Source organism: uncultured Stenotrophomonas sp., assembly GCF_945952405.1.
Taxonomy (GTDB): domain Bacteria; phylum Pseudomonadota; class Gammaproteobacteria; order Xanthomonadales; family Xanthomonadaceae; genus Stenotrophomonas.
Map to the genome: position 1 here is coordinate 107,764 of NZ_CAMFIA010000003.1, position 24,809 is coordinate 132,572.

19 protein-coding genes and 1 riboswitch are annotated in these 24,809 nt (G+C 67.9%); of the genes, 8 read left to right on the top strand and 11 right to left on the bottom strand.

What is annotated here, in order from left to right:
• Nucleotides 1-161: 161 nt before the first annotated feature.
• The gene (locus Q0P60_RS04395) at nucleotides 162-962 is read right to left on the bottom strand and encodes a UDP-2,3-diacylglucosamine diphosphatase (RefSeq protein ID WP_294988783.1); all 801 of its coding nucleotides are present in this window, start codon (nucleotides 960-962) and stop codon (nucleotides 162-164) included.
• Nucleotides 959-2,674, bottom strand: coding sequence for a lysophospholipid acyltransferase family protein (locus Q0P60_RS04400; RefSeq protein ID WP_294988786.1), 1,716 nt, complete (start codon nucleotides 2,672-2,674; stop codon nucleotides 959-961). Before Q0P60_RS04400 ends, Q0P60_RS04395 begins: the two co-directional genes overlap by 4 nt.
• A 324-nt stretch (nucleotides 2,675-2,998) precedes the next feature.
• Here Q0P60_RS04400 and metK point away from each other — a divergent pair, with 324 nt between their 5' ends.
• Together metK and Q0P60_RS04410 are read left to right on the top strand one after the other, a co-directional pair.
• Nucleotides 2,999-4,210, top strand: a complete 1,212-nt coding sequence (gene metK, locus Q0P60_RS04405; protein ID WP_010481882.1) for a methionine adenosyltransferase — start codon at nucleotides 2,999-3,001, stop codon at nucleotides 4,208-4,210.
• A 138-nt stretch (nucleotides 4,211-4,348) separates the two neighbouring features.
• Entirely contained in the window at nucleotides 4,349-4,855 is a 507-nt protein-coding gene (locus Q0P60_RS04410) for an acyl-CoA thioesterase (protein ID WP_294988791.1), read from the top strand.
• 37 nt (nucleotides 4,856-4,892) lie between these two features.
• On the opposite strand, the gene ppc is transcribed toward Q0P60_RS04410, so the two are convergent.
• Both ppc and Q0P60_RS04420 read right to left on the bottom strand, forming a co-directional pair.
• Nucleotides 4,893-7,604, bottom strand: a complete 2,712-nt coding sequence (ppc, locus tag Q0P60_RS04415; protein ID WP_294989250.1) for a phosphoenolpyruvate carboxylase — start codon at nucleotides 7,602-7,604, stop codon at nucleotides 4,893-4,895.
• 172 nt (nucleotides 7,605-7,776) lie between these two features.
• Nucleotides 7,777-10,293 carry a prolyl oligopeptidase family serine peptidase gene (locus Q0P60_RS04420; protein WP_294988794.1) on the bottom strand — a complete coding sequence of 839 codons (2,517 nt, stop codon included), beginning with the start codon at nucleotides 10,291-10,293 and terminating at the stop codon, nucleotides 7,777-7,779.
• Nucleotides 10,294-10,413: 120 nt separating this feature from the next.
• Nucleotides 10,414-10,497: riboswitch (S-adenosyl-L-homocysteine riboswitch) on the top strand.
• Nucleotides 10,498-10,533: 36 nt separating this feature from the next.
• On the opposite strand from Q0P60_RS04420, the gene ahcY reads away from it, so the two are divergent.
• The 3 genes from ahcY (at nucleotide 10,534) to Q0P60_RS04435 (ending at nucleotide 13,186) form a co-directional block, all read left to right on the top strand.
• Nucleotides 10,534-11,979: an adenosylhomocysteinase gene (gene ahcY / locus Q0P60_RS04425; RefSeq protein ID WP_004154241.1), complete on the top strand. Its 1,446-nt coding sequence runs from the start codon at nucleotides 10,534-10,536 to the stop codon at nucleotides 11,977-11,979.
• A 248-nt stretch (nucleotides 11,980-12,227) separates the two neighbouring features.
• Nucleotides 12,228-12,701 carry a Cys-tRNA(Pro) deacylase gene (gene ybaK, locus Q0P60_RS04430; RefSeq protein WP_294988798.1) on the top strand — a complete coding sequence of 158 codons (474 nt, stop codon included), beginning with the start codon at nucleotides 12,228-12,230 and terminating at the stop codon, nucleotides 12,699-12,701.
• On the top strand, nucleotides 12,701-13,186 hold the full coding sequence (locus Q0P60_RS04435; protein ID WP_294988801.1) for a hypothetical protein: 486 nt from the start codon (nucleotides 12,701-12,703) through the stop codon (nucleotides 13,184-13,186). The genes ybaK and Q0P60_RS04435 overlap by 1 nt, the downstream gene beginning before the upstream one ends.
• Nucleotides 13,187-13,442: 256 nt before the next feature.
• Here the strand turns inward: Q0P60_RS04435 and Q0P60_RS04440 are convergent, their stop codons facing one another.
• Nucleotides 13,443-14,078: an energy transducer TonB gene (locus tag Q0P60_RS04440; protein ID WP_294988804.1), complete on the bottom strand. Its 636-nt coding sequence runs from the start codon at nucleotides 14,076-14,078 to the stop codon at nucleotides 13,443-13,445.
• Between the two features lie 139 nt (nucleotides 14,079-14,217).
• Nucleotides 14,218-14,775 carry a DUF3228 family protein gene (locus tag Q0P60_RS04445; protein ID WP_294988807.1) on the bottom strand — a complete coding sequence of 186 codons (558 nt, stop codon included), beginning with the start codon at nucleotides 14,773-14,775 and terminating at the stop codon, nucleotides 14,218-14,220.
• A gap of 135 nt (nucleotides 14,776-14,910) precedes the next feature.
• Between Q0P60_RS04445 and Q0P60_RS04450 the strand changes: the two genes are divergently transcribed.
• On the top strand, nucleotides 14,911-16,419 hold the full coding sequence (locus Q0P60_RS04450; protein WP_294988810.1) for an amidohydrolase family protein: 1,509 nt from the start codon (nucleotides 14,911-14,913) through the stop codon (nucleotides 16,417-16,419).
• A gap of 6 nt (nucleotides 16,420-16,425) precedes the next feature.
• Here Q0P60_RS04450 and Q0P60_RS04455 read toward each other — a convergent pair whose 3' ends face one another.
• Genes Q0P60_RS04455 through Q0P60_RS04465 form a run of 3 tightly spaced genes read right to left on the bottom strand, consistent with a single transcriptional unit; the run spans nucleotide 16,426 to nucleotide 19,165 of the window.
• A complete protein-coding gene (locus Q0P60_RS04455; RefSeq protein WP_294988815.1) occupies nucleotides 16,426-17,157 on the bottom strand; it encodes a LytTR family DNA-binding domain-containing protein in 732 nt (243 codons plus the stop codon).
• Entirely contained in the window at nucleotides 17,154-18,203 is a 1,050-nt protein-coding gene (locus tag Q0P60_RS04460) for a histidine kinase (RefSeq protein WP_345780313.1), read from the bottom strand. The genes Q0P60_RS04455 and Q0P60_RS04460 overlap by 4 nt, the downstream gene beginning before the upstream one ends.
• Before the next feature lie 35 nt (nucleotides 18,204-18,238).
• Nucleotides 18,239-19,165, bottom strand: a complete 927-nt coding sequence (locus Q0P60_RS04465; RefSeq protein WP_294988821.1) for an alpha/beta hydrolase — start codon at nucleotides 19,163-19,165, stop codon at nucleotides 18,239-18,241.
• A 201-nt stretch (nucleotides 19,166-19,366) separates the two neighbouring features.
• Between Q0P60_RS04465 and metF the strand changes: the two genes are divergently transcribed.
• Together metF and Q0P60_RS04475 are read left to right on the top strand one after the other, a co-directional pair.
• Nucleotides 19,367-20,194: a methylenetetrahydrofolate reductase [NAD(P)H] gene (gene metF / locus Q0P60_RS04470; protein WP_294988824.1), complete on the top strand. Its 828-nt coding sequence runs from the start codon at nucleotides 19,367-19,369 to the stop codon at nucleotides 20,192-20,194.
• A 40-nt stretch (nucleotides 20,195-20,234) separates the two neighbouring features.
• Nucleotides 20,235-20,825, top strand: coding sequence for a DUF4124 domain-containing protein (locus Q0P60_RS04475; RefSeq protein WP_294988826.1), 591 nt, complete (start codon nucleotides 20,235-20,237; stop codon nucleotides 20,823-20,825).
• 56 nt (nucleotides 20,826-20,881) lie between these two features.
• Here the strand turns inward: Q0P60_RS04475 and Q0P60_RS04480 are convergent, their stop codons facing one another.
• Both Q0P60_RS04480 and secA read right to left on the bottom strand, forming a co-directional pair.
• A complete protein-coding gene (locus Q0P60_RS04480; RefSeq protein ID WP_294988829.1) occupies nucleotides 20,882-21,838 on the bottom strand; it encodes a Nudix family hydrolase in 957 nt (318 codons plus the stop codon).
• 101 nt (nucleotides 21,839-21,939) lie between these two features.
• Entirely contained in the window at nucleotides 21,940-24,672 is a 2,733-nt protein-coding gene (secA, locus tag Q0P60_RS04485) for a preprotein translocase subunit SecA (protein WP_294988832.1), read from the bottom strand.
• Nucleotides 24,673-24,809: the final 137 nt, after the last annotated feature.

Sequence of the window (24,809 nt, forward strand, 5' to 3'; positions counted from 1 at the left end):
GCCCATGCTCGGCTGCTCTCCGTTCGGCACCACAACAGCCGAGCATCGGCTCGGCTCTACACGGTGGACGCGCTGCAGCCGAGCATCGGCTCGGCTCTACACGGTGGACGCGCTGCAGCCGAGCATCGGCTCGGCTCTACAGAAACGTCATTCCGCGCGGTTCAGGCGGCTTGCCGAATGCGCGCGCCCGGCAGCTCGACCAGGGTCAGGCCGTTGTGGTCGAGCAGGCGCAACGCGCCATCATGGTCTTCGGCCAGTGCGGTCAGGCTTTCCACCCAGTCACCATCGTTGGCATAGACCAGGCCATCGCGTTCGACCAGCGCAGCGCGATGGATGTGGCCGCAGACGATCCCATCCAGGCCGCGCCGGCGCACATCGTCCAGGCCCGCCTGCACGAAGCGTTCGATGTAACGCTCCGCCGCACCGCTGCGCTTCTTCAGGAACTCCGACAGGGACCAGTAGCGCATGCCCAGCCGCCGCCGCACCGCATTCAACGCCTGGTTGCCGGTCAGGATGCGGTAGTACAGCCAGTCGCCGAACTTCTCCTGCAGGCCACCGAAGTGGGTCACGCCGTCGTACTCATCACCGTGCGCGACCAACAGCCGGCGGCCATCGGCGGTCACGTGGATGGCACGGCGGCGCACCTGCATCGCCGGCAGCATCACCCCGCACACATGGCGCAACGAGGCGTCGTGGTTGCCGGGGATGTAGATGATCTCGGTCCCGGCGCGGCGCAATGCATGCAGCGCCTGGATGACTTCACTGTGCGACTGCCGCCAGTTGGCGCGGCGGTGGGCCATCCACCACAGGTCAATGATGTCGCCGACCAGGTACAGGCGTTCGCAGCGCAGCTGCGAGAGAAACCGCGCCAGTTCGGTGGCATGGCAGTGACGTGAGCCCAGGTGCACATCGGAGACGAACACTGCGCGCCGGTGCGGCGACAGGTTCGCCGGCGCGCTCATGCCGGTGCCCCCGCGTCGCGCAGGTAGCGCTTGCGCTTGTTCGGCCGGATCGCGCACAGATCCACTTCGATCAGGCCGTCGATCGAATCGCTGAAGTCCGGATCGACGCCGAAGGCGAGGAAGCGCGCCCCGCCGGGTTCGCATAGATCGGTGTACTGGCGGTACAGCGTCGGCACGCCGGTACCGAGTGCGGCCAGGTTGGCCTTGAGCACGTCGAATGCAGCACCCGCATCCAGCTCGCCGAAGCTCGGCGGCGCGGCGAAATACTGGAACGGGCGGTTCGATTCGGCCAGCCCAGCGGTACCGCTGTAGTAGCGCTGGTAATACGCCACCAGCTGCTCGCGCGCATCGCGGGGCAGTGCCGCGCTGATCGACACCGCGCCGAACAGGTAGCGGATACCTGGCCGGCACTGCAGGTAGGCGCCGATGCCCTGCCACAGGTAATCCAGGCTGCGGCTGCCCCAGTAATCGGGCACCACGAAGCTGCGGCCCAGTTCCAGGCCTTCGGCGATGTGGGTGATGGCATCGTCGGAATAGCGGAACAGCGATGCGCTGTAGAGCCCGGACAGTCCGTGCCGGGCCAGCGCCTGCGCCCCCCGCATGATCCGGTAGGCACCGGCGATGCGCTGCGCGGCGGCGTCCCAGATCACGATGTGCTCGTACTGCGGGTCGTAGTCGTCGAGGTCGCGGCTGCGGCCGGTGCCCTCGCCGACCTGGCGGAAGGTCAGTTCGCGCAGCCGGCCCAGCTCCAGCAGCAGCGGCGAATCGGCGGTACAGGTCGCCAGCAGGATCTGCTTGCCGTCGGCGGTCTGGCCGAGCTGGGTGGCGGCGGCGATGCCGGCGGCCACCTGCGAGGGCGGCACCGGCGCGGCCAGCGGTTCGGGCCCCGTGCAGGAGGCGGCATCATCAGCCCCCGTACTGCGACCCAGCGCGTACAGCGCCCGCCGCACTGCCAGCAGCTGCGCCCCCGGGTCGCCGCCCTTGCCCAGCTGCATCGGCTCACCGATGCGCAGGCGCAGCGGACGCCCGCGGCGGGTGAACATCTCACGTGCCAGCAAGGCGGTGCCGGCCGGCTTGAACAGGGTCGAGGCGCCGTAGAACAACGCCGAGTTGCGTGCCTCCACCCGCACCGGCAGCACCGGCGCGCCCGCGGCGCGGGCGAAGCGGACGAAACCGCGCTGCCAACGGCCATCGCGGATACCGCGCAGCGACAGCCGCGAGACCTCGCCGGCCGGGAACACGATCACGCACTGCTCGGCGGCCAGCGCCTGCTCGACCGCGTGCAGGCTGCCACGCTGCGCCTTGCCACCGAGGATGCGCACCGGCAGCAGCAGGTCCTGCAGCGGCGCGATCGCCCCCAGCAGGTCGTTGGCCACGATCCGCACGTCGCGGCGGATACGGCCGACCGCGTCCAGCAGGGCCAGCGCGTCGAGGGCGCCGGAGGGATGGTTGGCAACGATCAGCAGGCGGCCGGTGGCCGGAATCTTCGCCAGCGCGGCCGGATCCACCTGGTACTGGCCATCGATGAACTCCAGCCCGGCGGCGACGAAGCCGAACCCGCGCAGCCCTGCGCTGCGCTGCAGGAAGGCTTCGATCTGGTCCAACCGCGACCAGCGCCCGACGCTGCGCAGCAGCGGCCGCGCCAGCTGGCCACGGCGGCCATGGAACCAGTCGGGGAAGCGTTGCTGGAGACGCTGTTCAAGTTCCTGCATGGCAGATCCACTCGTACCCGGCGGCCGGATTGGCCGACAGCCTGCGCCCGGCAGGCGGCAGCCAGATGGCGGTTTTGGGGCAGAACGATGACGGTCGTCCCGCCCGGCGGGCGGCCGCAACCGCCCCCCTCACCACCCGGCTCGTTGTCACGCTGGTGGAACACTGGGCCTCGAGGCTGGACCCCAATCCCGGCGTGATGGGCCCTGCCGGGCCTACGCGGGCTTAACCACCGGCAACCGGTACAGGTTCACAATGCACAGGCGGCGCACCCCGTGTATCATGCGCGCCCATCTTTCCATCCGAATCAAGGGATATTACGCCTGATGTCCAGCTATCTCTTCACCTCCGAGTCGGTCTCCGAAGGCCATCCGGACAAGGTTGCCGACCAGATCTCCGATGCGGTGCTGGACGCGATCCTGACCCAGGACCAGCGCGCCCGCGTGGCCTGCGAGACCATGGTCAAGACCGGTGTTGCCATTGTCGCCGGTGAAATCACCACCAGCGCCTGGATCGACCTGGAAGCCCTGACCCGCAAGGTCATCACGGACATCGGCTACGACAGCTCCGACGTCGGCTTCGACGGCGCCACCTGCGGCGTGCTGAACCTGATCGGCAAGCAGTCGCCGCACATCGCGCAGGGCGTGGATCGCAAGAAGCCGGAAGAAATGGGCGCTGGCGACCAGGGCCTGATGTTCGGCTACGCCACCAACGAGACCGACAGCTACATGCCGGCCGCGATCCACCTGTCGCACCGCCTGGTCGAGCAGCAGGCCAAGATCCGCAAGAAGAAGAACTCGCCGCTGTCGTGGCTGCGCCCGGACGCCAAGAGCCAGGTCACCCTGCGTTATGAAAACGGCGTGGTCTCGGCCATCGACGCGGTGGTGCTGTCGACCCAGCACGCCCCGGGCATCAAGCAGAAGGACCTCATCGAGGCCGTCCGCGAAGAGATCATCAAGCCGGTGCTGCCGGCCAAGTGGCTGCACAAGGGCACCAAGTTCCACATCAACCCGACCGGCAAGTTCGAGATCGGCGGCCCGGTGGGCGACTGTGGCCTGACCGGCCGCAAGATCATCGTCGACACCTACGGCGGCTGGGCCCGTCACGGTGGTGGCGCCTTCTCCGGCAAGGACCCGTCCAAGGTCGACCGTTCGGCAGCCTACGCGGCCCGCTACGTCGCCAAGAACGTGGTTGCCGCCGGCCTGGCCGACCGTTGCGAAGTGCAGGTCTCCTACGCCATCGGCGTGGCTGAGCCGACCTCGATCTCGGTCACCACCTTCGGCACCGGCAAGATCAGCGACGACAAGATCGAGAAGCTGATCCGCAAGCACTTCGACCTGCGCCCGTACGGCATCATCAAGATGCTGGACCTGGTGCACCCGATGTACCAGCAGACTGCGGCCTACGGCCACTTCGGCCGCAAGCCGAAGGAGTTCAGCTACCTCAACGGCGAAGGCGAGACCGTCAACGCCACGGCCTTCTCCTGGGAGAAGACCGACCGCGCCGCCGCCCTGCGCGCCGATGCGAAGCTGAAGTAAGAAACACGAAGGGCCGCGCAAGCGGCCCTTCTGCTTCCGGTAGAGCCGGCCGCTGGCCGGCTTTTTCATGGCCTCCGGAAACAATCGCGTGGTTGCCGGCCAGCGGCCGGCACTACCGGTTGTCGATACAATCGTCCCATGTCGACCGAACTCAAGACCCACCAGCTGTCCATGACCGTGCTGATGTCGCCGGACATGGCCAATTTTTCCGGCAAGGTCCATGGCGGTGCGGTACTGCGCCTGCTCGACCAGGTCGCCTACGCCTGCGCCAGCCGCTACGCCGGCAGCTACGTGGTCACCCTGTCGGTGGACCAGGTGATGTTCCGCCAGCCGATCGCGGTGGGCGAGCTGGTCACCTTCCTGGCCTCGGTGAACTACACCGGCACCTCGTCGATGGAGATCGGCATCAAGGTGGTGGCCGAGGACATCCTCAAGCGCAGCGTGCGCCACGCCAACAGCTGCTTCTTCACCATGGTGGCGGTGGACGAAGAAGGCCGGCCGACGCCGGTGCCGCCCCTGCAGCCGGCCACATCCGACGAGAAGCGACGCCAGGCCGCCGCGCAGATCCGTCGCCAGCTGCGCCAGGAAATGGAACAGCGCCATCTGGAACTGCTGGCGTCGAACCCGCCTTCGCCGGAGGAATGACGTATTGCCGGCCAGCGGCCGGCACTACCGCAACAACTCAGCCCGTATTCTGCACGCCCTGCGAAACACCGTTCACGCAGGCCACCAGCGCGCGCAGCAGATCGTCGTCTTCCCGGTCGCTGGCCCGCCAGCGCTGCAGCAGATCCACCTGAAGCACGCTGATCGGGTCCACATAGGGATTGCGCAGGCGGATCGACAGCGCCAGCCGCGCATCGTGGTCCAGCAACGTCTGCTGGTCCATCAGCGCCAGCAACCAGTGCCGGGTCAGTTCCAGCTCGCGCTGCACCTGCGGGAAGAAACGCCCGTGAAGCTCACCGGACAACAGCGAGAACTGCTCGGCAATGGTGATATCGCCCTTGGACAGCACCATCGCAATGTCATCCAGGAAGGTGCGGAAGAACGGCCAGTCGCGCGCCATCTCGCGCAGGATGCCCTCGTGACCGGCATCCACGGCCGCCTGCAGGCCACTGCCCACGCCATACCAGCCAGGAATGACCGCGCGTGCCTGGCTCCAGGCGAACACCCACGGAATCGCGCGCAGGTTGCCCAGCGCCGCGTCCTGGCCGAGCCGGCGCGACGGCCGCGAGCCCAGCGTCATCCGCTCGATCACATCGATCGGCGTGGCGGTGCGGAAGTAGTCCATGAAACCGGGTTGGCCGACGAAGCCACGATAGACCTCGCTGCTGGCCGCAGCCACCGCATCCATCACCGGCCGCCAGTCATCCTCGCGCGGCTCGGCCGCGCGCGGGCGCAGGCTGGCGCGTAGCACCGCGCCGGTGGCCTGTTCCAGCGAACGCAGCGCCAGCGCGCGGATGCCGTATTTGCGGTGGATCACCTCGCCCTGCTCGGTCACCCGCAGTCGACCATCGATGCTGCCGCGCGGCGAGGCATCGACCGCGTGCGTGGTCTTGCCGCCCCCCCGGCTGATCGAGCCGCCACGGCCATGGAAGAAGGTCAATCGGATGCCCGCCTCGGCCGCCACCTCCAGCAGCTCTACCTGCGCGCGCTGCAGGCCCCAGCGCGAGGCGGCGATGCCACCGTCCTTGCTGCTGTCCGAATAGCCCAGCATCACCATCTGCACATCGCCGCGCGCATGCAGATGGGCGCGATACACCGGGTCGGCCAGCAGGTCGCGCAGGGTTGCGGTGCCACGCTTGAGGTCGTCCACGGTTTCGAACAGCGGTGCGATATCCAGCGGCACCGCCCCCCCCTCTTCCACCAGGCCGCCACGGCGTGCCAGCGCAAGCACCGCCAGCACATCGCTGCGATCATGTGCCATCGAGATGATGTAGCTGCCCAGTGCGTCGCCGCCATGGCGCGCACGTGCATCGGCCAGTGCAGCGAAAACCGCATCCAGCCGCTGGTTGCCCTCGTCATCGCCGTTGGACAATGCCGTTTCACCGCTGGCATGCGGGCTGAGCAGCCGCGCACGGCCCACCGCATCCAGCGCCTGCCATGCCTCCTCGCCACCCAGCACTGCGGCCAGCGCGCGCGCATGCACGCTCGACTCCTGGCGCACATCCAACCGCGCCAGGTGGAAGCCGAAGGTCTTCACCCGCCACAGCAGGCGCTGCACGGCAAAGCCACCGGCATGCTCGCCGCGGTTGGCACGCAGGCTGTCGAGGATCAGCTGCAGATCCTCGATCAGTTCCGCGGGTCCGGCATAGGCGCCTTCGCCGTCCTCCAGCGTGGCCTGCAGGCGTGCACGCATGCGGTCATTGAGCAGGCGGTACGGCATGTCGGCATGGCGTGGCCGCGACTGCACCTGCGGCAGCAGCTGCTGGTAATGCACCACGCGTGCCTGCAGCGCATCACTGACCCCCACCCGCTCGGTGGACTGGCTGAGCAGGCTGGCCAGCTGCAGCAGTTCCTTCTGGTAGCGCCCCAGCACCGCCTGCCGCTGCGCATCCAGCGTGCTGCGGATGGTGTGGGCATCCACGTTCGGATTGCCGTCCATGTCGCCGCCCACCCAGGTACCGAAACGCAGCAGGCGCGGCAGTGGCAGTTCTTCACCATAGGTATCGCGCAGTGCCTGCTGCAGCGATTCGTACAGCACCGGGATCACCCGGTACAGCACCTGCACCAGGTAGAAGCCGACGTGCTCGCGTTCGTCATCGACGGTGGGCCGCACCGGCGAGGAATCGGTGGTCTGCCACGAGGCGGTGAGTGCCATGCGGAAGCGCGCGGCATCAGCCGCCGCCTCGCCGGGCGTGCGCTGGCCGTCGAGATTGTCGACCAGGCTGGCCACCATCAGCTGCTCTTTTTCCAGCAGCGCGCGGCGCACCGCTTCGGTCGGGTGTGCGGTGAACACCGGTTCGATATCGATGCGCGGCAACCACTGCGCCAGCTCGTCCAGGCCCACGCCCTGTGCCTTCAGATGCAGCAGTGCATCCTGCAGGCCATCGGGCTGCGGCGCGGCGGTACCGGCACGCTGGTAGTCGCGGCGGCGGCGGATGCGATGCACGCGCTCGGCGATGTTGACCACCTGGAAGTAGGTGCTGAACGCACGCACCATGGTCTCGGCCTGCTGCGGCGTGCGCCCGGCCAGGCCTGCGGCCAGCTCCGACAGGGGCGCCTGGTTCTCGCGGCGGGCGATGGCGCGGGTACGCACGTCCTCGACATCGTCGAGGAAGGCGGCCGACACCTGTTCGACCAGCAGATCGCCGACCAGTGCGCCGAGCCGGCGCACATCATCGCGAAGCGGAAGATCGGGAGAAGCGAATTCGATGCTGCTGCGGTACTCGTTCATCGGCGACGCACGGGCCTCGGTCAACGGATCCTGGCCCCAAGCCTATCCCAGATCGGGTGTCGTGCTGCGATGCAAAAATGGTTTCATCTGGTAGTGCCGGCCGCTGGCCGGCAACCTCGGGTTGCGTGGGTCCCTGAGGTTGCCGGCCAGCGGCCGGCACTACCCGGTCCGGTCAGCGCGGCTTCTTTGCCTTGCCCTGCTCGGCCGGACCGATGGTCTGCTCCAGCCAGCGCTCGCTCTCGGCCAGCATGGTCATGATCGATTCGCGCGCACGATAGGCATGCGATTCGTTCGGCAGCATCACCAGCCGCGCGGTGCCACCCAGGCCCTTCACCGCCGCGAACATGCGCTCGCTCTGGATCGGGAAGGTGCCCGAGTTGTTGTCGTCCACGCCGTGGATGAACAGGATCGGATCCTTGATCCTGTCGGCGTAATTGAACGGCGCCATCTTCTGGTAGACCTCCTGTGCCTGCCAGTAGTTGCGCTCCTCGGCCTGGAAGCCGAACGGAGTAAGCGTGCGGTTGTAGGCGCCGCTGCGTGCGATGCCGGCCTTGAACAGGCGGGTATGCGCCAGCAGGTTGGCGGTCATGAACGCACCGTAGGAATGCCCACCGATGGCGATATGGTCGCGATCGGTCACGCCACGCCGCACCACTTCGTCCACCGCGGCCTGGGCGTTGGCCACCAGCTGTTCGATGTAGGTGTCGTTGGGTTCCTTGTCGCCTTCACCGATGATTGGCATCGACGGGCTCGCCAGCACCACGTAGCCCTTGGCCAGGAACGCCTGCGGGCCCCAATAGCTGACCGCATTGAAGCGGTACGGCGAATCGGTGACCTGGCTGGCCGCGGCCGCGCTCTTGAACTCACCCGGGTAGGCCCACATCAGCAGCGGGCGCGGGCCATCGCGCTTCGGGTCGTAGCCCGGCGGCAGCAGCAGGGTCGCAGTCAGGTCGACGCCGTCCTTGCGCTTGTAGCGGATCTGTTCCTTCTGCACGCCCTTCAGCTGTGGCAGCGGATGCGCGAAGTGGGTCAGCGCGCGCGGCGCGGTGCCGGCATCGGCCAGCGACTGCACGTAGAAGTTGGCCGGCTCGTCCGGGCTCTCACGGCTCAGCAGCAGCGAACGACCCTGGTCGTCCAGCAACGCCACCGGCAACGAGTAGTTCGGCGCCTGCGAGTGGAACAGACGCGTCGCCTTGCCGGTGGCGATGTCGAAGCGGTCCACGAACGGGCGGTCGCCCTCCGGCGAGGCACCGGCACCGGCCAGGTACAGGCTGCTGCCATCCGGGCTGGTCTGCAGCAGCGAGCGGCCGCGCTCGTCGCTGGACAACAGCGGCCGGCCCGGATCGGCGTAGCGGTCCTGCGCGTCGCGATCCCACAGCAGGCGTGGCTCGGCACCGGCGTTGTCCGGGGCGATCAGCCAGGTCCTGGTCTTGCGCGTCTTCCACCACGATTCGGTCAGCAGGGCCAGGTCGCCACGGCCCCAGCTGATGCCGGCCAGGCGGCTGCCGAGCTGGGCCAGGGTCACCGGCGGCCTGTCGAACGGCGCGGCCTGCATCAGTACCGCATCGCGCACCTTGGCGTCGCGGTTCGGGTCGCCGCCGTCCTGCGCTTCGGCCCAGACCAGGGTGGCATCGGCGTCGCCGCGCCAGCGGATGTCACGCACGCCGGTCACTTCAGCATCGTTGCCGGTCGGCAGGCCTTCCACCAGCGGGCGCACGGCCACGGTGTGCACCAGCTTGCCGCTGGCTCGGTCGATCACTTCGATGCGGCGCGGGAAGCTGTCCACCGGCACCACATAGGAGTACGGGCGCTGCACCGGCTGGCGCAGCACGAAGCGGCCATCCGGCGAAACCGCAAAGCCCATGAAGATGCCGGCGCTTCCGATCGCGCGGGTGCTGCCGTCCAGGCCGACTTCCACCGGTTGGGTGGTGGCGTAGTAATCGAACTGGCGCGCGTCGGCCTCGTTCTTCAGCAGGTCCTGGTAGGTGCGGATCGACACCACGCCGCCGCCCTGGCTGGTCTGCTGCACGGCCGGACCGGTCGGGATGCCGTCGGCGGCAGGCGCTGCACCAAGATTGGCCGGGCGGGTGAACACCACCAGCCCGCGGCTGTCCGGCAGCCACTGGTAGCCGCTGCCGATCACCGTGTTCAGCCCAGCAACCAGGCGGCGCGCACTGCCGGCGCCCACGTCCACCAGCCACAGTTCATTGGCGCCGCTGGCGGCGTCGACCTGGTTGAAGGCCAGCCACTTCTGGTCCGGCGACCAGGTCACGCTGGCGATCGACAGCTTGCCCGGCAGTCCGCTGATCTGCCGTTCCCTGCCATCGGCCACGTTCATCAGCCACAGCTTTTCGCCGAAGCTGAAGCGGCTGTCGGAGAAGGTACGCGGGTTGATGCGCAGGCCGGCCAGCTTCAGTTCCGGCTGGGCCACCACCTGGATCGACGGCAGCGACGGCATCTGCATCAGCGCGGCCACATCGCGGCGCGGCGACAGGAACAACGACGGCGCGCGCGGGGCATCGACCACCGCCTGCAGCGCAGCCGAGGGCAGCTCGTAGCCGTTGACGCCCTGTGCCTGCGCCGCCGCGGGCTGCGGGGCCGCGGCCCAGGCCAGCGGGGCGACCGCCAGCAGTCCCATCGACAGGACCAGGCCGGTCCAGCGCCGTGTGCGGCGCGCGTGCATGCTCATCGTTCCACCTGTGTATTGCGTGAAAACACCGACCTTAACAGGCCATGCACGCCAGCCCATCTGCCGATGGTTGGGTCATCCCGATGTCACCCCGGGGCCGCGATATAATGGGGGTTCTCCCCTGCCGAGGGGCGCTGCGACCGGATCCCACGAGGCCCGGCCAGGCTCGGTAAGGTGGCTTTGTAACAACGGCGCCCGGCCAGATGCGAGCACCCGCTCGTCCACAACCGGAGCACACCAATGAACGCTGTTGCCAAGACCTTCTCCACCGAAGGTGATTACAAGATCCGCGATATCACGCTGGCCGACTGGGGCCGCAAGGAACTGGACATCGCCGAGCACGAAATGCCGGGCCTGATGTCGATCCGCCGCAAGTACCAGGCCGAGCTGCCGCTGAAGGGCGTGCGCGTAACCGGTTCGCTGCACATGACCATCCAGACCGCCGTGCTGATCGAGACCCTGAAGGACATCGGCGCCGACGTGCGCTGGGCCTCGTGCAACATCTTCTCGACCCAGGACCACGCCGCCGCCGCGATCGCCGCCACCGGCACCCCGGTGTTCGCGTGGAAGGGCGAAACCCTGGAAGAGTACTGGGACTGCACCCTGGACGCGCTGACCTTCACCCTGGCCGACGGCACCCTGACCGGCCCGGAACTGGTGGTCGACGACGGTGGTGACGTGACCCTGCTGATCCACAAGGGCTACGAGCTGGAAAACGGCAGTGACTGGGTCAACACCGCGTCCTCCTCGCACGAAGAACAGGTCATCAAGAACCTGCTCAAGCGCGTTGCCAAGGAGCGCCCGGGTTACTGGGGCCGCGTGGTCAAGGACTGGAAGGGCGTCTCCGAAGAGACCACCACCGGCGTGCACCGCCTGTACCAGCTGGCCCAGGCCGGCACCCTGCTGATCCCGGCGATCAACGTCAACGACTCGGTCACCAAGAGCAAGTTCGACAACCTGTACGGCTGCCGCGAGTCGCTGGCCGACGGCCTGAAGCGCGCGATGGACGTGATGCTGGCCGGCAAGGTGGCCGTGGTCTGCGGCTACGGCGACGTCGGCAAGGGCTGCGCGGCATCGCTGCGTGCCTACGGCGCGCGCGTCATCGTCACCGAGATCGACCCGATCTGCGCCCTGCAGGCGGCGATGGAAGGCTATGAAGTCAACACCATCGAATCGACGCTGGGCCGTGCCGACCTGTACGTCACCACCACCGGCAACAAGGACATCATCCGCATCGAGCACCTGAGCGCGATGAAGGACCAGGCCATCGTCTGCAACATCGGCCACTTCGACAACGAGATCCAGGTCGATGCGCTGGTGTCGTTCGCTGGCATCAAGCACGTCAACATCAAGCCGCAGGTGGACAAGTACATCTTCCCGAACGGCAACGCGATCTTCCTGCTGGCCGAAGGCCGCCTGGTGAACCTGGGCTGCGCCACCGGCCACCCGAGCTTCGTGATGTCCAACAGCTTCGCCAACCAGACCCTGGCACAGATCGACCTGTGGGCGAACAAGGACAGCTACGAGAAGAAGGTCTACCTGCTGCCGAAGAAGCTGGACGAAGAAGTGGCCCGCCTGCACCTGGAGAAGATCGGCGTGAAGCTGACCACCCTGAGCCAGGAACAGGCCGACTACATCGGCGTGCCGGTGGAAGGCCCGTTCAAGCCGGACCACTACCGCTACTGATGCCTGCGCGGTGCCGGCCAGCGGCCGGCACTACCGGCGTACACGGGGTCGGATCCCTTTCCGCAGGAAAGGGCTCTGACCCCAGCAATGGAAGCAGAAAGAACGGGCGCCTGCGGGCGCCCGTTCTGCGTTCGCGTGCGGCCGTATCCCCCGCAGCCAACCCACAGTAGATCCACGCCATGCGTGGATGATCCACCCGCAATAGCCTCGGTCAAGGCAACACCCCGACCCCACGCTACGATGCGCACATGACTCCGGCCATCAACCTGCTCAAGCGCGAGAAGATCGCCCACACCGTGCGCAGCTACGTGCACGACGCCCACGCCGAATCGTATGGCGGCGAAGCCGTCGACAAGCTCGGCCTCGACCCGGCCCAGGTGTTCAAGACCCTGCTGGCCAGCACCGAGACACACGAGCTGCTGGTGGCGATCGTGCCGGTGGCCGGCCAGCTGGATCTGAAGGCACTGGCCGAAGCGGCCGGCTGCAAGAAGTGCGAAATGGCCGCGGCTGATGCCGCGCAACGCGCGACCGGCTACCTGGTCGGTGGCATCAGCCCGCTGGGGCAGAAGAAGCGCCTGCGCACCTTCCTGGACGCCAGCGCGCAGGCACTGCCCCAGTTGCATGTCAGCGCCGGCCGGCGCGGCCTCGAGGTGGAACTGGCACCGGCCGACCTGCTGCGCCTGACCGCCGGCCGCTACGCCGCGATCGGCAAGGCCCGCTGATGCGCTGGCCGTGGTCCACGGCGCCCTCGCCCCGGCTCGAGGATGCACAGGCCGATGTACTGATGCAGGAGCTGCTGTCGCGCGACGGCACGCGCATCACCGCCGCCGCACGCTCCGTCGCACGCCTGTTCACCGCGTCCTCGCTGGAGGCATTGGCCGCGCATGTCGAGCTGATCGAACAGCGCTGCCGTGGCATCGCACTCGGCGGCATGCTGATCAGCAACCAGTCGCACCTGAAGGCCGCCCTGCAGCGCCTGCGCTACTGGCAGGCGCACACGGGCTGCCTGTGCGCACTCAATCCCGGCTACCCGTTCTTCGATCCGCGCCGCCTGCTCGAACAAGGGCAGATGCAGCTGCTGTCGATGGAACCCGCCGAGGACGGATGGGGCGACTGCCACACCGTCGCCTGCACGCAGTGCGGCCAGCACTGGCAGGCGATCGACCGCGAGTACCACTACCCGTGGTGGGAGTGGAAAGCGCTCTGACCGACCTGCAGCCACGCATGGCGTGGCGCTACTGCGGTCCGGTGGATCCAACGCGGAACCGCACCCACATCCGTAGATCCACGCCACGCGTGGAGGGCATGACCGCGCGGAACCACACCCATCAGTAGATCCACACCATGCGTGGAGGGCATGACCCCGCGGAACCGCCCCCATCAGTAGATCCACGCCATGCGTGGAGGGCATGACCCCGCGGAACCGCCCCCATCAGTAGATCCACGCCATGCGTGGAGGGCGATCACTCCACCAGTTCGTACCGCATCGGCACGCGCACGAGGGTCAGCTCGGGCACCGTGCTCTTCGCATCGGCGCGGATGAAATGCCAGCCACGCAATTCTTCCACGGCCGCTTCATCCAGCAGCGCGTAGCCGCTGGATGTCTCCACGATCACCGCGGCAACACCCCCTCGTGCATCGATCAGCGCCTTCAGCTGGCTGCGACCGGAAAGTCCCTGCTGCATGGCCTCTGGTGGATACCGTGGCGATACGCCGCGTGGCTGCATCCACGGGATCCCCTCGCCCGCGAACAAATCGCGGCTGCTGCGTGCCGCGCAGTGCTTCGGCAGGCGCAACTGAAGAGACAACTGCGCGTGGTCCACGGTCACCTCGGCGGGCGCTGCGCAGGCATGCTGCGCCAATACATGCAGCATCTGCTGCTGCCGAAGCAGCGCCTTGCCATTGGCTGCGGTCGCCTCGACCACGCAGCGACCGCCCTCGGGCTGCATCGACAGCGCGGTCACGCCCGCATCGCGCAACGCCGGAACGGCCGCCAACGGCGCGCACGCGGCTTCGGCAGGTGGCTTCACTGCCAGTACCGGGGCGGCGGGCAGCGTGCCCGCCAGCACCGCCAGGATCATCCTTGCCCAGATCGCCATGCCCTGCCCTCCGTGGGTCTGCCTGGCCCGATCATAGCGCGCGCATGGGGTCGGCTCGCTTTCCCAAGGGAAGGGCCCAGGCTCCGGGTTCGAACGATCGGGTCAGAGCCCCGCGCCGCGGGGGGCCGACCCGGGCCGGCTACGGCCGCCAGTTGGCGTTGTTCTCCCAGAACGCCACCGAGCGCCGGTAGGCCTCACGGTCCAGCGGCACGCCCGAACCCCCTTCGTCCACGCCCAGCGCATTGCGCATCATCGTGATCGGCGCCATCGGCACCTCTTCCGGCTCGGCGGTGTAGATGCAGCCGACGATGCCCCAGTCGGCCTCGATCGGTGAACCTTCCCTGGCCAGCTGTTCGGCGCTGTACAGGATCACCACCAGATAGTTCGCACGCGGCGACTCCACGCCTTCGAACCAGCGCACCAGCACCGGCAGCTCTTCTCGATTGCGCGCTTCGTAGCCGCTGCGCAGCAGGTGGCGGTTGGCATCGGTAACCGGCACCGTGAGACAGCGCGTGCGGGTCCAGTTCTCGTAGACGAACAGCTTGCAGAATGGTGCGTAGCCATCGAGCACTTTCATCGGCGCGTGCGCGTTGAGGTGGGCTTCGAACTGCTCGGCCGTGCAGTCCTGGATGGTGTTACCACGCGGCACGCGCGGGAACAGGCGGGGACGGGCGAAATCGGTGAGGACGATGGACATGGCGGGACACGATCAGGAAATCCGCTGCACAGGGTAACCGCCCGCGGGCGCGGTGGAGCGGATGCCGATGGTCACTGGCATCCGTCGCGTACTTGCCGCACCCTGCGGGCGACCCACCCTCTGGATTGCCGGCTCATGGATGCAGCACGCGCCTTGCCCCGCCGCCGCCGATGGCCCTACGTGCTGGCCGCCTTCGTGCTGGTGCCGCCGCTGCTGTTCAGCGCTGCCCTGCTCTGGCCGCTGCCGGCACCGCCGCTGCCCGAACCCGGCAACAGCCGGGTGATCCTCAACGCGCGGGTGGTCGACGTCGCGCGTGGCGAGGTCAGCGAACCCACCACGGTGATCCTGCGCAACGGCACCATCGCTGCCATCGGCGAACAGGCGCATGACCCGGCATTGCCGGTCCTCGATGCCGGGGGTCGCTGGCTGCTGCCGGGCTTCTGGGACATGCACACCCATGCCCTGCAGTTGTCACCGCAGCTGCAGTTCCCGCTGATGCTGGCCAACGGCATCACCGGTACCCGCGACATGATGGACTGCCCGCAGCCGGCCGACCCGCTCATTGCCTGCGTGGCCGACAAGCGCCGCTGGACCGCACAGGCCATTGCCGGGCAGCAGGTCGCGCCGCGCTTCGTGCAGATCGCCAGCTTCTACTTTGAAGATCCGGCGCTCGCACCGGAGGCCGCTGTACTGCGCGCACGTGCCTACACCGCACGCGGCATCGATGCGCTGAAGGTCTACAACCGGTTGCGTGCGGATACCTACCAGCGGCTGGCCGGCGAAGCACAGCGGATGCACCGCCCGCTGGTCGGGCACCTGCCCAGGGCCGTGCCGCTGGAGGACGCCCTGCAGGCAGGCCAGCGCAGTTTCGAGCACGCCCACCTGTTCGTCCGCCACTGCTTCGACAATGCCGCCGCCTGGCGGGGCGGCACGCTGGATGGCGAAGACCCGACCGCCCTGGCCGAACGCATGGTCGGCGGCTACCAACCGGCGCTCTGCAACGAAGCGTTCGGGCTGATGCAGGCCAGCGGCGCCGCCTTCGTGCCCACCCACGTGACCCGCGAAGAAGACGCGCGCGCACGTGACCCGGCCTTCGTCGACGATCCGCGCCTGGCCTATCTCGATCCGCTCTCGCGCTGGGCATGGCGTGACGATCTCAAGGCGACGGTGCAGCGCTATCCCGGACTGCGCGGCGAAGACGCGCTGAGGGCCTACTTCGAACATGGCCTGGCGCTCACCGGTGCTGCGCATCGGGCAGGCGTCACCGTGCTGGTCGGCACCGACACCGGGCTGGGCGGGTTGCGCTACCACGATGAGCTGCAATGGCTGCGACAGGCCGGCCTCGGCCAGGCCGACGTGCTGCGCGCCGCTACGCTGCAGGCGGCGCGCCACCTGGAACTGCAGGCCTCGCACGGCAGCGTCGATGTCGGCAAGGCCGCCGATCTGGTGCTGCTCGACGGCAATCCGCTACAGGACACCGCCCATACCCGGCGCGTGCACGCGGTGCTGCTGGCCGGCCATCTCTACGACCGTCCACGACTGGATGCCCTGCTGGCCTACGCGCGCGCGCAGGCGCGTTCGCCAGCGGTCATGGCGCGCCTGCTGTGGGGATTTGCCACCAGTCCGGTCAGTGCCGAACTGTAACCACGGCTACAGCGCCATCCGCTCGCGCAGGTCGCGGGCCTGCCGCCTCGACACCTCCACCTCGCTGCCGTCATCCAGCGCCAGGTCATAGCCATCGCCGATGCTCGGCGTCACGCCACGGATGCGGCGCAGGTTGACCAGGGTGTTGCGGTTGGCACGGAAGAACAGATCCGGCGGCAGGCGGGCTTCCAATGCACTCAGGCTGCGGGTCAGCAGGGCGTTCTGGTCGCGGAACCACAACCGCGTGTAGTTGCCATCCACCACCAGCCGGCGGATCTCGGAAACCGCCACGAACCAGCAGCGTTCGCCTTCGCGCACGAACACCTGGTCCTGCGCGCCCAGCGTGCCGCGCAACGCCGGCGCTTCGCCCGCAACCGCCGGATGCTGGCGGGCCCGCTCCAGCGCCTCCAGCAGCCGCGGCGCCTCGACCGGCTTCACCAGGTAGTCCAGCGCATTGGCCTGGAACGCGCGTACAGCATAGGTGTCATAGGCCGTAACGAAGACCACGGCCGGCACCGTCTCCAGGTCGTCCAGCACATCGAAGCCACTGCCGGAAGGCATCTGCACATCGAGCAGCACCAGGTCCGGCGCCAGCGTGGCGATCGCCTCGCGTGCGGCGGGCACATCATCGGCCTCGCCCACGCACTGCACCCACGGCAGCGCCGACAGCAGGGTACGCAGTTCCTGCCGCGCCAGCCGCGCATCATCGACGATCAGCACGCGCAGCATCGCGCTCATTGCGGAATCTCCAGCAGCGCCTGCATGCGGTCGCCGACCGGCTGCAGGGTGAAACGCCCGCGCGTGCCGAGCTGCGCACGCAGATAGGCCAGGCCAACACCGTGCCCGTGACTGGGCTCGCCGGCACTGCCCAGCGGATTGTCCACCCGCAGGCGCAGCACGTCGTGGTCCAGCGAAGCACGGATCCGCACCTCGCCGCCGCCGGGACGGCTGGCAATGCCGTGCTTGATCGCGTTCTCCACCAGCAGCTGCAGCGCCATCGCCGGCAGCTGCGCCTGCGAGGCATCGGCCTCGATGTGCTGCTGCACCTGCAGCCGCTGTTCGAAGTGGATCGCCTCGATCGCCAGGTAGTCGTCGACCATCGCCAGCTCCTCGGCCAGCGTGACCTGCTCGCTGCGGTTGTGCGCCAGGGCCTGGCGCAGCGTGCGCGACAGCCGGGTCACCATGTCGCGCGCGCGTTCCGGGTCTTCCAGGATCAGCGCGCGCAGGTTGTTCAGCGCATTGAACATGAAGTGCGGGTTGAGCCGCGCACGCAGTGCGTCCCGTTCCAGTGCGCTGCGCTCGGCCTCTGCGCGCAGCCGCGCCAGCTCACTGTGGCGGGCCCGGCGCAGGCCGTGCAGGCCGGCCCACAGGCCGGTCCACATCAGCAGGAACAGCGCGGTGTTCATCCAGTACACCAGTACCGAAGACCATTGGTAGTCCGCATGGCCTCCGGGCAGTTGCACCCAGCCCAGCGCCAGCGCCGGCAGCAGCAGCGCGGCGGTCACCAGCTGTGCGACGCTGGCCCCCAGCACCACGCCGGCGGCCAGCTTCAGCAGCAGGCTGCCCAGGCTTCCGTCCCACCAGCGCTGGCGCAGCGCAACCGAGCGCAGCGCACCGCTGCACAGCCACAGGCAGGCAGCCACGCTGACGGTGATCAACACGATGCCGCTGTATACCGCGCCGCCCCCGATCCGCATCCCGACCCACAGCCCGTACAGCGCATAGCCGGACCACGCCAGTGCGTTGAGCGTCCAGAAGCGGCGGGAGGGCGTGGTGGCGTCCATGTGGGCCTTGGCGGTGGGCAGGGAATGCACAGCAATCAGGAATGCGCGGCCAGGAAGCGACGCAGCTGCTCCTGCAACCAGCTCGGATCATCCCACATCAGGAAGTGGAAGCCCTGCGCACTCATCGCCACCTGCACGCCCCGCAGCTTCGCGTACTGCGCCAGGAACACCGCGCGGGTGCTGTCTTCGGTGCCGCCCATCGGCTGGTAGCCAGCCCAACTGCCCAGCACCAGCGTCGGCGCGCTGATCGAGGCGATGCTGTCACGCAGGTCGGTGGTCATCACCGCATGCATGGCATCGGCCGTGGTCTGGCGGTCGCTGGCTTCGCCCCAGCGCCCCAGCTCGGCCTGGCGCTGCGGATTCCGGGTCATGCCTGGCAGCCCGGCCTTCAGCTGCGCCTGCCACTGCGCGGCGTCGGCGGCCAGCATCCCCTTGCGCAACTGGTCGGCCATGGGCCGCACGCTGTCCGCGGTGGCGTTCGGGTCACGTGCCGCCGGCAGGAACGGCAGTGCATCAACCACCACCAGCGCGCTGACCGCGTTCGGCTCGGCCTGCGCCATCTGCAGGCCCAGCAGGCCGCCCAGGCTGTGGCCGACCACCACCACCGGCCCCAGGTGGCGGTCATGCAGGTAGGCCAGCAGCTGCCCGCGCATCGCCGGCAGGAACCCGGCCGGATCCGGATCGGCCGCTGCCGCGCCGGCGAAACCCGGCAGCTGCACCAGGTGGCACTGCACGTCCTTCAGTGCCAGGCAGGTCTCGCGCCAGACCTCGGCGCTGCTGTTGAGGCCGGGGATCATCAACACCGGGCGGCCTGTGCCGACCACCTCGACCTGCACCTTGCCGGTGCCTGTGGCGGCCGCCGCATGGGCGGAACCGGAGCCCAGCACGGCCATCGCCATGCCGATCATCGCCAGCCGGGCCAGCGCCTTCATTGCGTACCAGAGTGCCAGGAAGATCTTCATCGTCTGCTCCTTCATCGGGTGGATGTTGCCGGGATGGAAGCAGCCTGCGGTCGGCCGTGGCAGCCCGGTTGCGATTTCGGAGCAGCGGCCGGACGCCGGGGCGAACGGTCGCACGGACGGATGGTGCCCCTCACACATTCATTGCACATCCATCTTGATGAAGCGATATACTTATTCACAACCGCCGCCGCCGCCCGCGCCATGACCGCCATCAGCTTCGAGTTCTATCCGCCCAAGACCGACGAACAGCGCAGCCAGCTGGACCGTGCCGCGGCCAGGCTGAAGGACTACAGTCCGGAGTACGTGTCGTGTACCTTCGGCGCCGGTGGCTCGACCCTGAGCTACACCTCGGAGACGGTGCGCCACCTCAACCAGCATCATGGCTTCGAGGCCGCGCCGCACCTGTCCTGCGTCGGCGGCACGCGCCAGGAAATCCGCGAGCTGCTCAAGCTGTACCGCGCCATCGGGTGCCGGCGCCTGGTCGCACTGCGCGGCGACCTGCCCTCCGGCATGGGCTTCCCCGGCGACATGCGCTATGCCGCCGAGCTGATCGCGTTCATCCGCGCCGAGCACGGCGATGCCTTCCACATCGAAGTGGGCGCGTACCCGGAAACGCATCCGCAGGCGACCGATGCACTGGCCGACCTGAAGCACTTCAAGGCCAAGATCGATGCCGGTGCCGACGCGGCGATCACCCAGTATTTCTTCAACCCGGATGCCTACTTCCACTTCGTCGATGAAGTGCGCCGGCTCGGCGTGCAGGTGCCGATCACGCCCGGCATCATGCCGATCGCCAACTTCAGCCAGCTGCGCCGCTTCTCCGAGCAGTGCGGTGCGGAGATTCCGCGCTGGATCGGCCGCAAGATGCAGGCCTACGGCGATGACGCCGAGTCGGTACGTGCTTTCGGTGCCGAAGTGGTGGCCAGGCTGTGCCAGCGCCTGATCGAAGGCGGAGCGCCCGGGCTGCACTTCTACACCTTGAACCTGGCCAAGCCGACCACCTCGGTGCTGAAACTGCTGCAGGGCTGAAAGCACGCCGGGAAGGCGTGATCGGCGCTACCCTGCAGGGATGATCCGGCTTTCCTTCCTGCTGTTGCTGCTGCCGTTGTGGTCGCCGCCGAACGCGGCCCACGCACAAACCACGCGCCTGAACCGCTGCAGCGACGCGCAGGGCCAGAGCGTCTATACCGATCGGCCCTGTGACAGCGTCGGCGCGCGCTCGCGCCTGCCACCACCTGCGCCTGCATCGACGGGCAACATCGGCCAGCGTGACACACTGGGTGCACGCTGCCCGCGCCGGTTGAGCGAGCTGGTCGAGGCGCTGCGCAGCGGCATCGCCAGCAACGATGTGAACCGGCTGTCTTCGCTGTACCTGTGGGGTGCGGTCTCCGACGCCGGTGCACAACGCATCCTCGGCCAACTCGAATCGCTGGCGCGACGGCCACTGGTGGACGTGGTGCCGGTGTATCCGTCACAGGGGCCGGCGTCCTCGCAGGAGGAGGGTCAGAGCCCTGCTGCACAGGAAGCCGACCCTGAGCCGCCGGCCGTACGGCATCCGATCGGCCTGCGCCTGGAGCAGACCCTGCCCGGCAGCGTGGCGCGCGCCTCGACGGTGCTGGGGTTGCGGCGGCAATACGGGTGTTTCTGGATCACGTTGTGATCGGGAGGGGTCGGATCGCTTTCCAGCGGAAAGGGCTCTGACCCCAGGATTCGTTCTTACTCCGGCCACAACCCGCGGATCGCGGCGATGCCCTGCCCACCATGGCGGCGCGCCTCGGCAATGTGGCCACTGCCCAGGCCACCCAGCGCGTAGATCGGCAGTGACACCTGCGCACGCAGTGTGGCGAAGGCATCCCAGCCCAACGGCTCGGCGTGCGGATGGCTGGCCGTGGCCTGCACCGGCCCGAGCACGGCGAAGTCGCAGCCCAGACGCTGTGCGGCCTGCAGCTGCGGCAGGTCATGGCAGGAGGCCGCCACCAGCTGGCCCGCGGGAAGCGGCCGCTGCGACAGCTGCAACAGTTGTTCGCTGCCCAGGTGCACGCCCACGCCCAATGCGCGTGCCAGTTCGATATCGCGGTTGAGCAGCCACTGCACCCCATTGCGGCGATGCGCGCGCACGGCCTGCTCGACCATCGCCTGCCGCTGCGGATGGTCAGCAGGCAGGCGCAGCTGGATGCGCTGCTGACCGGCCGCCACCGCCCGCTGCAGCTGGTCATGCCACTGCTGCACGCCGCTGGCATCGTCGGCCGGCGCCGGGGTGATCAGGTAGCGGTCGGGCTGGCGCAATGCGGCCACCACCGGCAGATCGGCAGGCGGCATCGAATAGCGGCCCAGCTTGTCCTGCGCCACCCAGGTAATCGCCTGGCCCTCGCGCCCGCGTGGGGTGCCTTTCCAGCTGCGCACATGGCGCACTTCCAGGGTCAGGTGCTTGTCCGGGTAGCGCTGCGGCACGTCCATCAGCCACTCGCCGACATCGGCCTCGATGCCCAGTTCCTCGCGCAGCTCGCGCACCAGGGCCTGTTCGGAGGTCTCGCCGGATTCGCGCTTGCCACCGGGGAATTCCCACAGCCCGGCCATGTCGCGGTTCTCGGTACGGCGGTTGAGCAGCACGCGGCCACGCGCGTCGGTGATGACGGCAGCCACGACATGGATCGATCGGGTGGGGGAAGGCATGGGGGAAGCATGCCCAGAACAGGGCGATCGGCGCAATCGCGGATCTGGCCAGGATCATGTACCACAAAAGAAAAGCCCCGCGTTCGCGGGGCTCTTCCGGATCAGCTCAGCTGGCCGTGGCAGTGCTTGTACTTCTTGCCACTGCCGCACGGGCACGGATCATTGCGGCCGATCTTCGGCTCGTCGCGCTGCAGCTGTGCCACGCCCTGCTGGGCGGCCTGCACCTGCGCGGCTTCCTCGTCGGCGCTGTAGCCACCCACGTCCTGGTGCTGGAACTGCGACTGGCTCAGGCGGGCTTCGGCCTGCTGGCGCTCGGCGGCTTCCAGTGCCTGCACTTCCTCGTCGCTGCGCACGCGCACACGCGACAGCAGGGTCACCACTTCGCGCTTGACGTTCTCCAGCATGTCCGAGAACAGCTCGAAGGCTTCCTTCTTGTACTCCTGCTTCGGCTGCTTCTGCGCGTAGCCACGCAGGTAGATGCCCTGGCGCAGGTAGTCCATGCGCGCCAGATGCTCCTTCCAGCTCTGGTCCAGCACGGTCAGCATCACGTGCTTCTCCAGTGCGCGCATGGTCTCTTCGCCCACGCCGGCTTCCTTCTCGGCGAAGTGCTGGTTGACCCGCTCCTGCACCTTGGCCGCGATCGCCTCGGCATCCAGTTCCTCGTGATCCTTGACCAGATCGGTCAGCGACATCTGCAGGCCGAAGTCCGACAGCAGGGTCGCCTCCAGGCCACGCAGGTCCCACTGCTCGTCGATCGAGTTCGGCGGCACGAAGCGCGCCACCACATCGAAGATCACGTCGTCGCGGATGCCATCGACGTTGTCCTTCACCGACTCGGCGTCCAGCAGCTCGTCGCGCTGGGCGTAGATCACCTTGCGCTGGTCGTTGTTGACGTCGTCGAAGTCCAGCAGGTTCTTGCGGATGTCGAAGTTGTGGGCCTCGACCTTGCGCTGCGCCTTCTCGATCTGGCGGCTGACCAGGCGGTCCTCGATGACGTCGTCTTCCTTCATGCCCATCATGCGCATGGCCTTCTGCACCCAGTCGGAGGCGAAGATGCGCATCAGGTTGTCTTCCAGCGACAGGTAGAAACGGGACGAACCCGGGTCACCCTGGCGGCCCGAACGGCCGCGCAGCTGGTTGTCGATACGGCGCGATTCATGGCGCTCGGTGCCGACGATGTGCAGACCGCCAGCGGCCTTCACTGCATCGTGGCGCTTCTGCCATTCGGCCTTGACCGCAGCCTTCTGCTGATCGGTCGCGTCCTCGCCCAGGGCGTGGATCTCGGCTTCCAGCGAGCCGCCCAGCACGATGTCGGTACCACGGCCGGCCATGTTGGTGGCGATGGTCACCGCCGCCGGACGGCCGGCGTTGGCGACGATGGTCGCTTCGCGGTCATGCTGCTTGGCGTTGAGCACTTCGTGCTTCACGCCGGCCTTGCTCAGGTGCTCGGACAGCATCTCCGAGGTTTCGATCGAAGTGGTACCCACCAGCACCGGCTGGCCGCGCTTGGCGCACTCTTCGATGTCGGCCAGCACCGCGTTGAACTTGCCCTTGCGGTTGAGGAACACCTGGTCCGGGCTGTCCTTGCGGATGGTCGGGCGGTTGGTCGGGATGACCACCACTTCCAGGCCGTAGATGCTCTGGAACTCGAACGCTTCGGTATCGGCCGTACCGGTCATGCCGGACAGCTTCTTGTACATGCGGAACAGGTTCTGGAAGGTGATGCTTGCCAGCGTCTGGTTCTCGCGCTGGACCGGCACGCCTTCCTTCGCTTCCACCGCCTGGTGCAGGCCATCGGACCAGCGGCGGCCGGCCAGGGTACGGCCGGTGAATTCGTCGACGATGACCACTTCGCCGTCGCGCACGATGTAGTCCACGTCACGCTGGTAGATCGCATGCGCGCGCAGCGCGGCGTTCAGGTGGTGGACCACGGTCAGGTTCTGCGCCGCGTACAGGCCTTCGGTCTCGCCGTTGAGGATGCCGGCCTCGACCAGCAGCTGCTCGGCGTGCTCCATGCCCGCTTCGGACAGGTGCACCTGCTTGCCCTTCTCGTCGACCCAGAAGTCGCCCTCGCCGTCTTCCACTTCCTGCTTGACCAGGTGCGGCACAACGCGGTTGACCCGGATGTACAGCTCCGGGGAGTCATCGGCCGGGCCGGAGATGATCAGCGGGGTACGCGCTTCGTCGATCAGGATGGAGTCGACTTCGTCGACGATGGCGTAGTGCAGGCCGCGCTGGTAGCGGTCGGCCTTGGACAGCGCCATGTTGTCGCGCAGGTAATCGAAACCGAATTCGTTGTTGGTGCCGTAGGTGATGTCGGCAGCGTAGGCTTCGCGCTTGTCGCTGTGCGGCATGCCCGGATACACCACGCCAACGCTCAGGCCCAGCCAGTTGTACAGCTTGCCCATCTGCGCGGCGTCACGGCGCGCCAGGTAGTCGTTCACGGTGACCACGTGCACGCCCTTGCCTTCCAGCGCGTTGAGGTACACCGGCAGGGTCGCCACCAGGGTCTTGCCTTCACCGGTGCGCATTTCTGCGATCTTGCCCAGGTGAAGCACCATGCCGCCGATCAGCTGCACGTCGTAGTGGCGCATGCCCAGCACGCGGCGACCGGCTTCGCGGCAGACCGCGAACGCTTCCGGCAGCACCTTGTCCAGGGCTTCACCGTCGGCGATGCGCTGCTTGAACTCCGGCGTCTTGGCCTGAAGCTGCTCGTCGGAAAGCTTCTCGATCTCCGGCTCCAGCGCATTGATCTTGGCGACGATGCGGTTGAGCTGGCGCAGCTGTCGTTCATTACGACTGCCAAATACGCGGGTAAGCAGGCTGTTGATCATTGAAGGAACCGGGTTGGATGGACACGACGCCCGGCCTCCCCCTTGGGATCCGTCCGCCGCAAACGAAACAGGGCGCCTGGCGCCCTGTCGATGGCAACACCCATTGTAGCTTGGGACGGCCGCGAGGGGTTTCAACC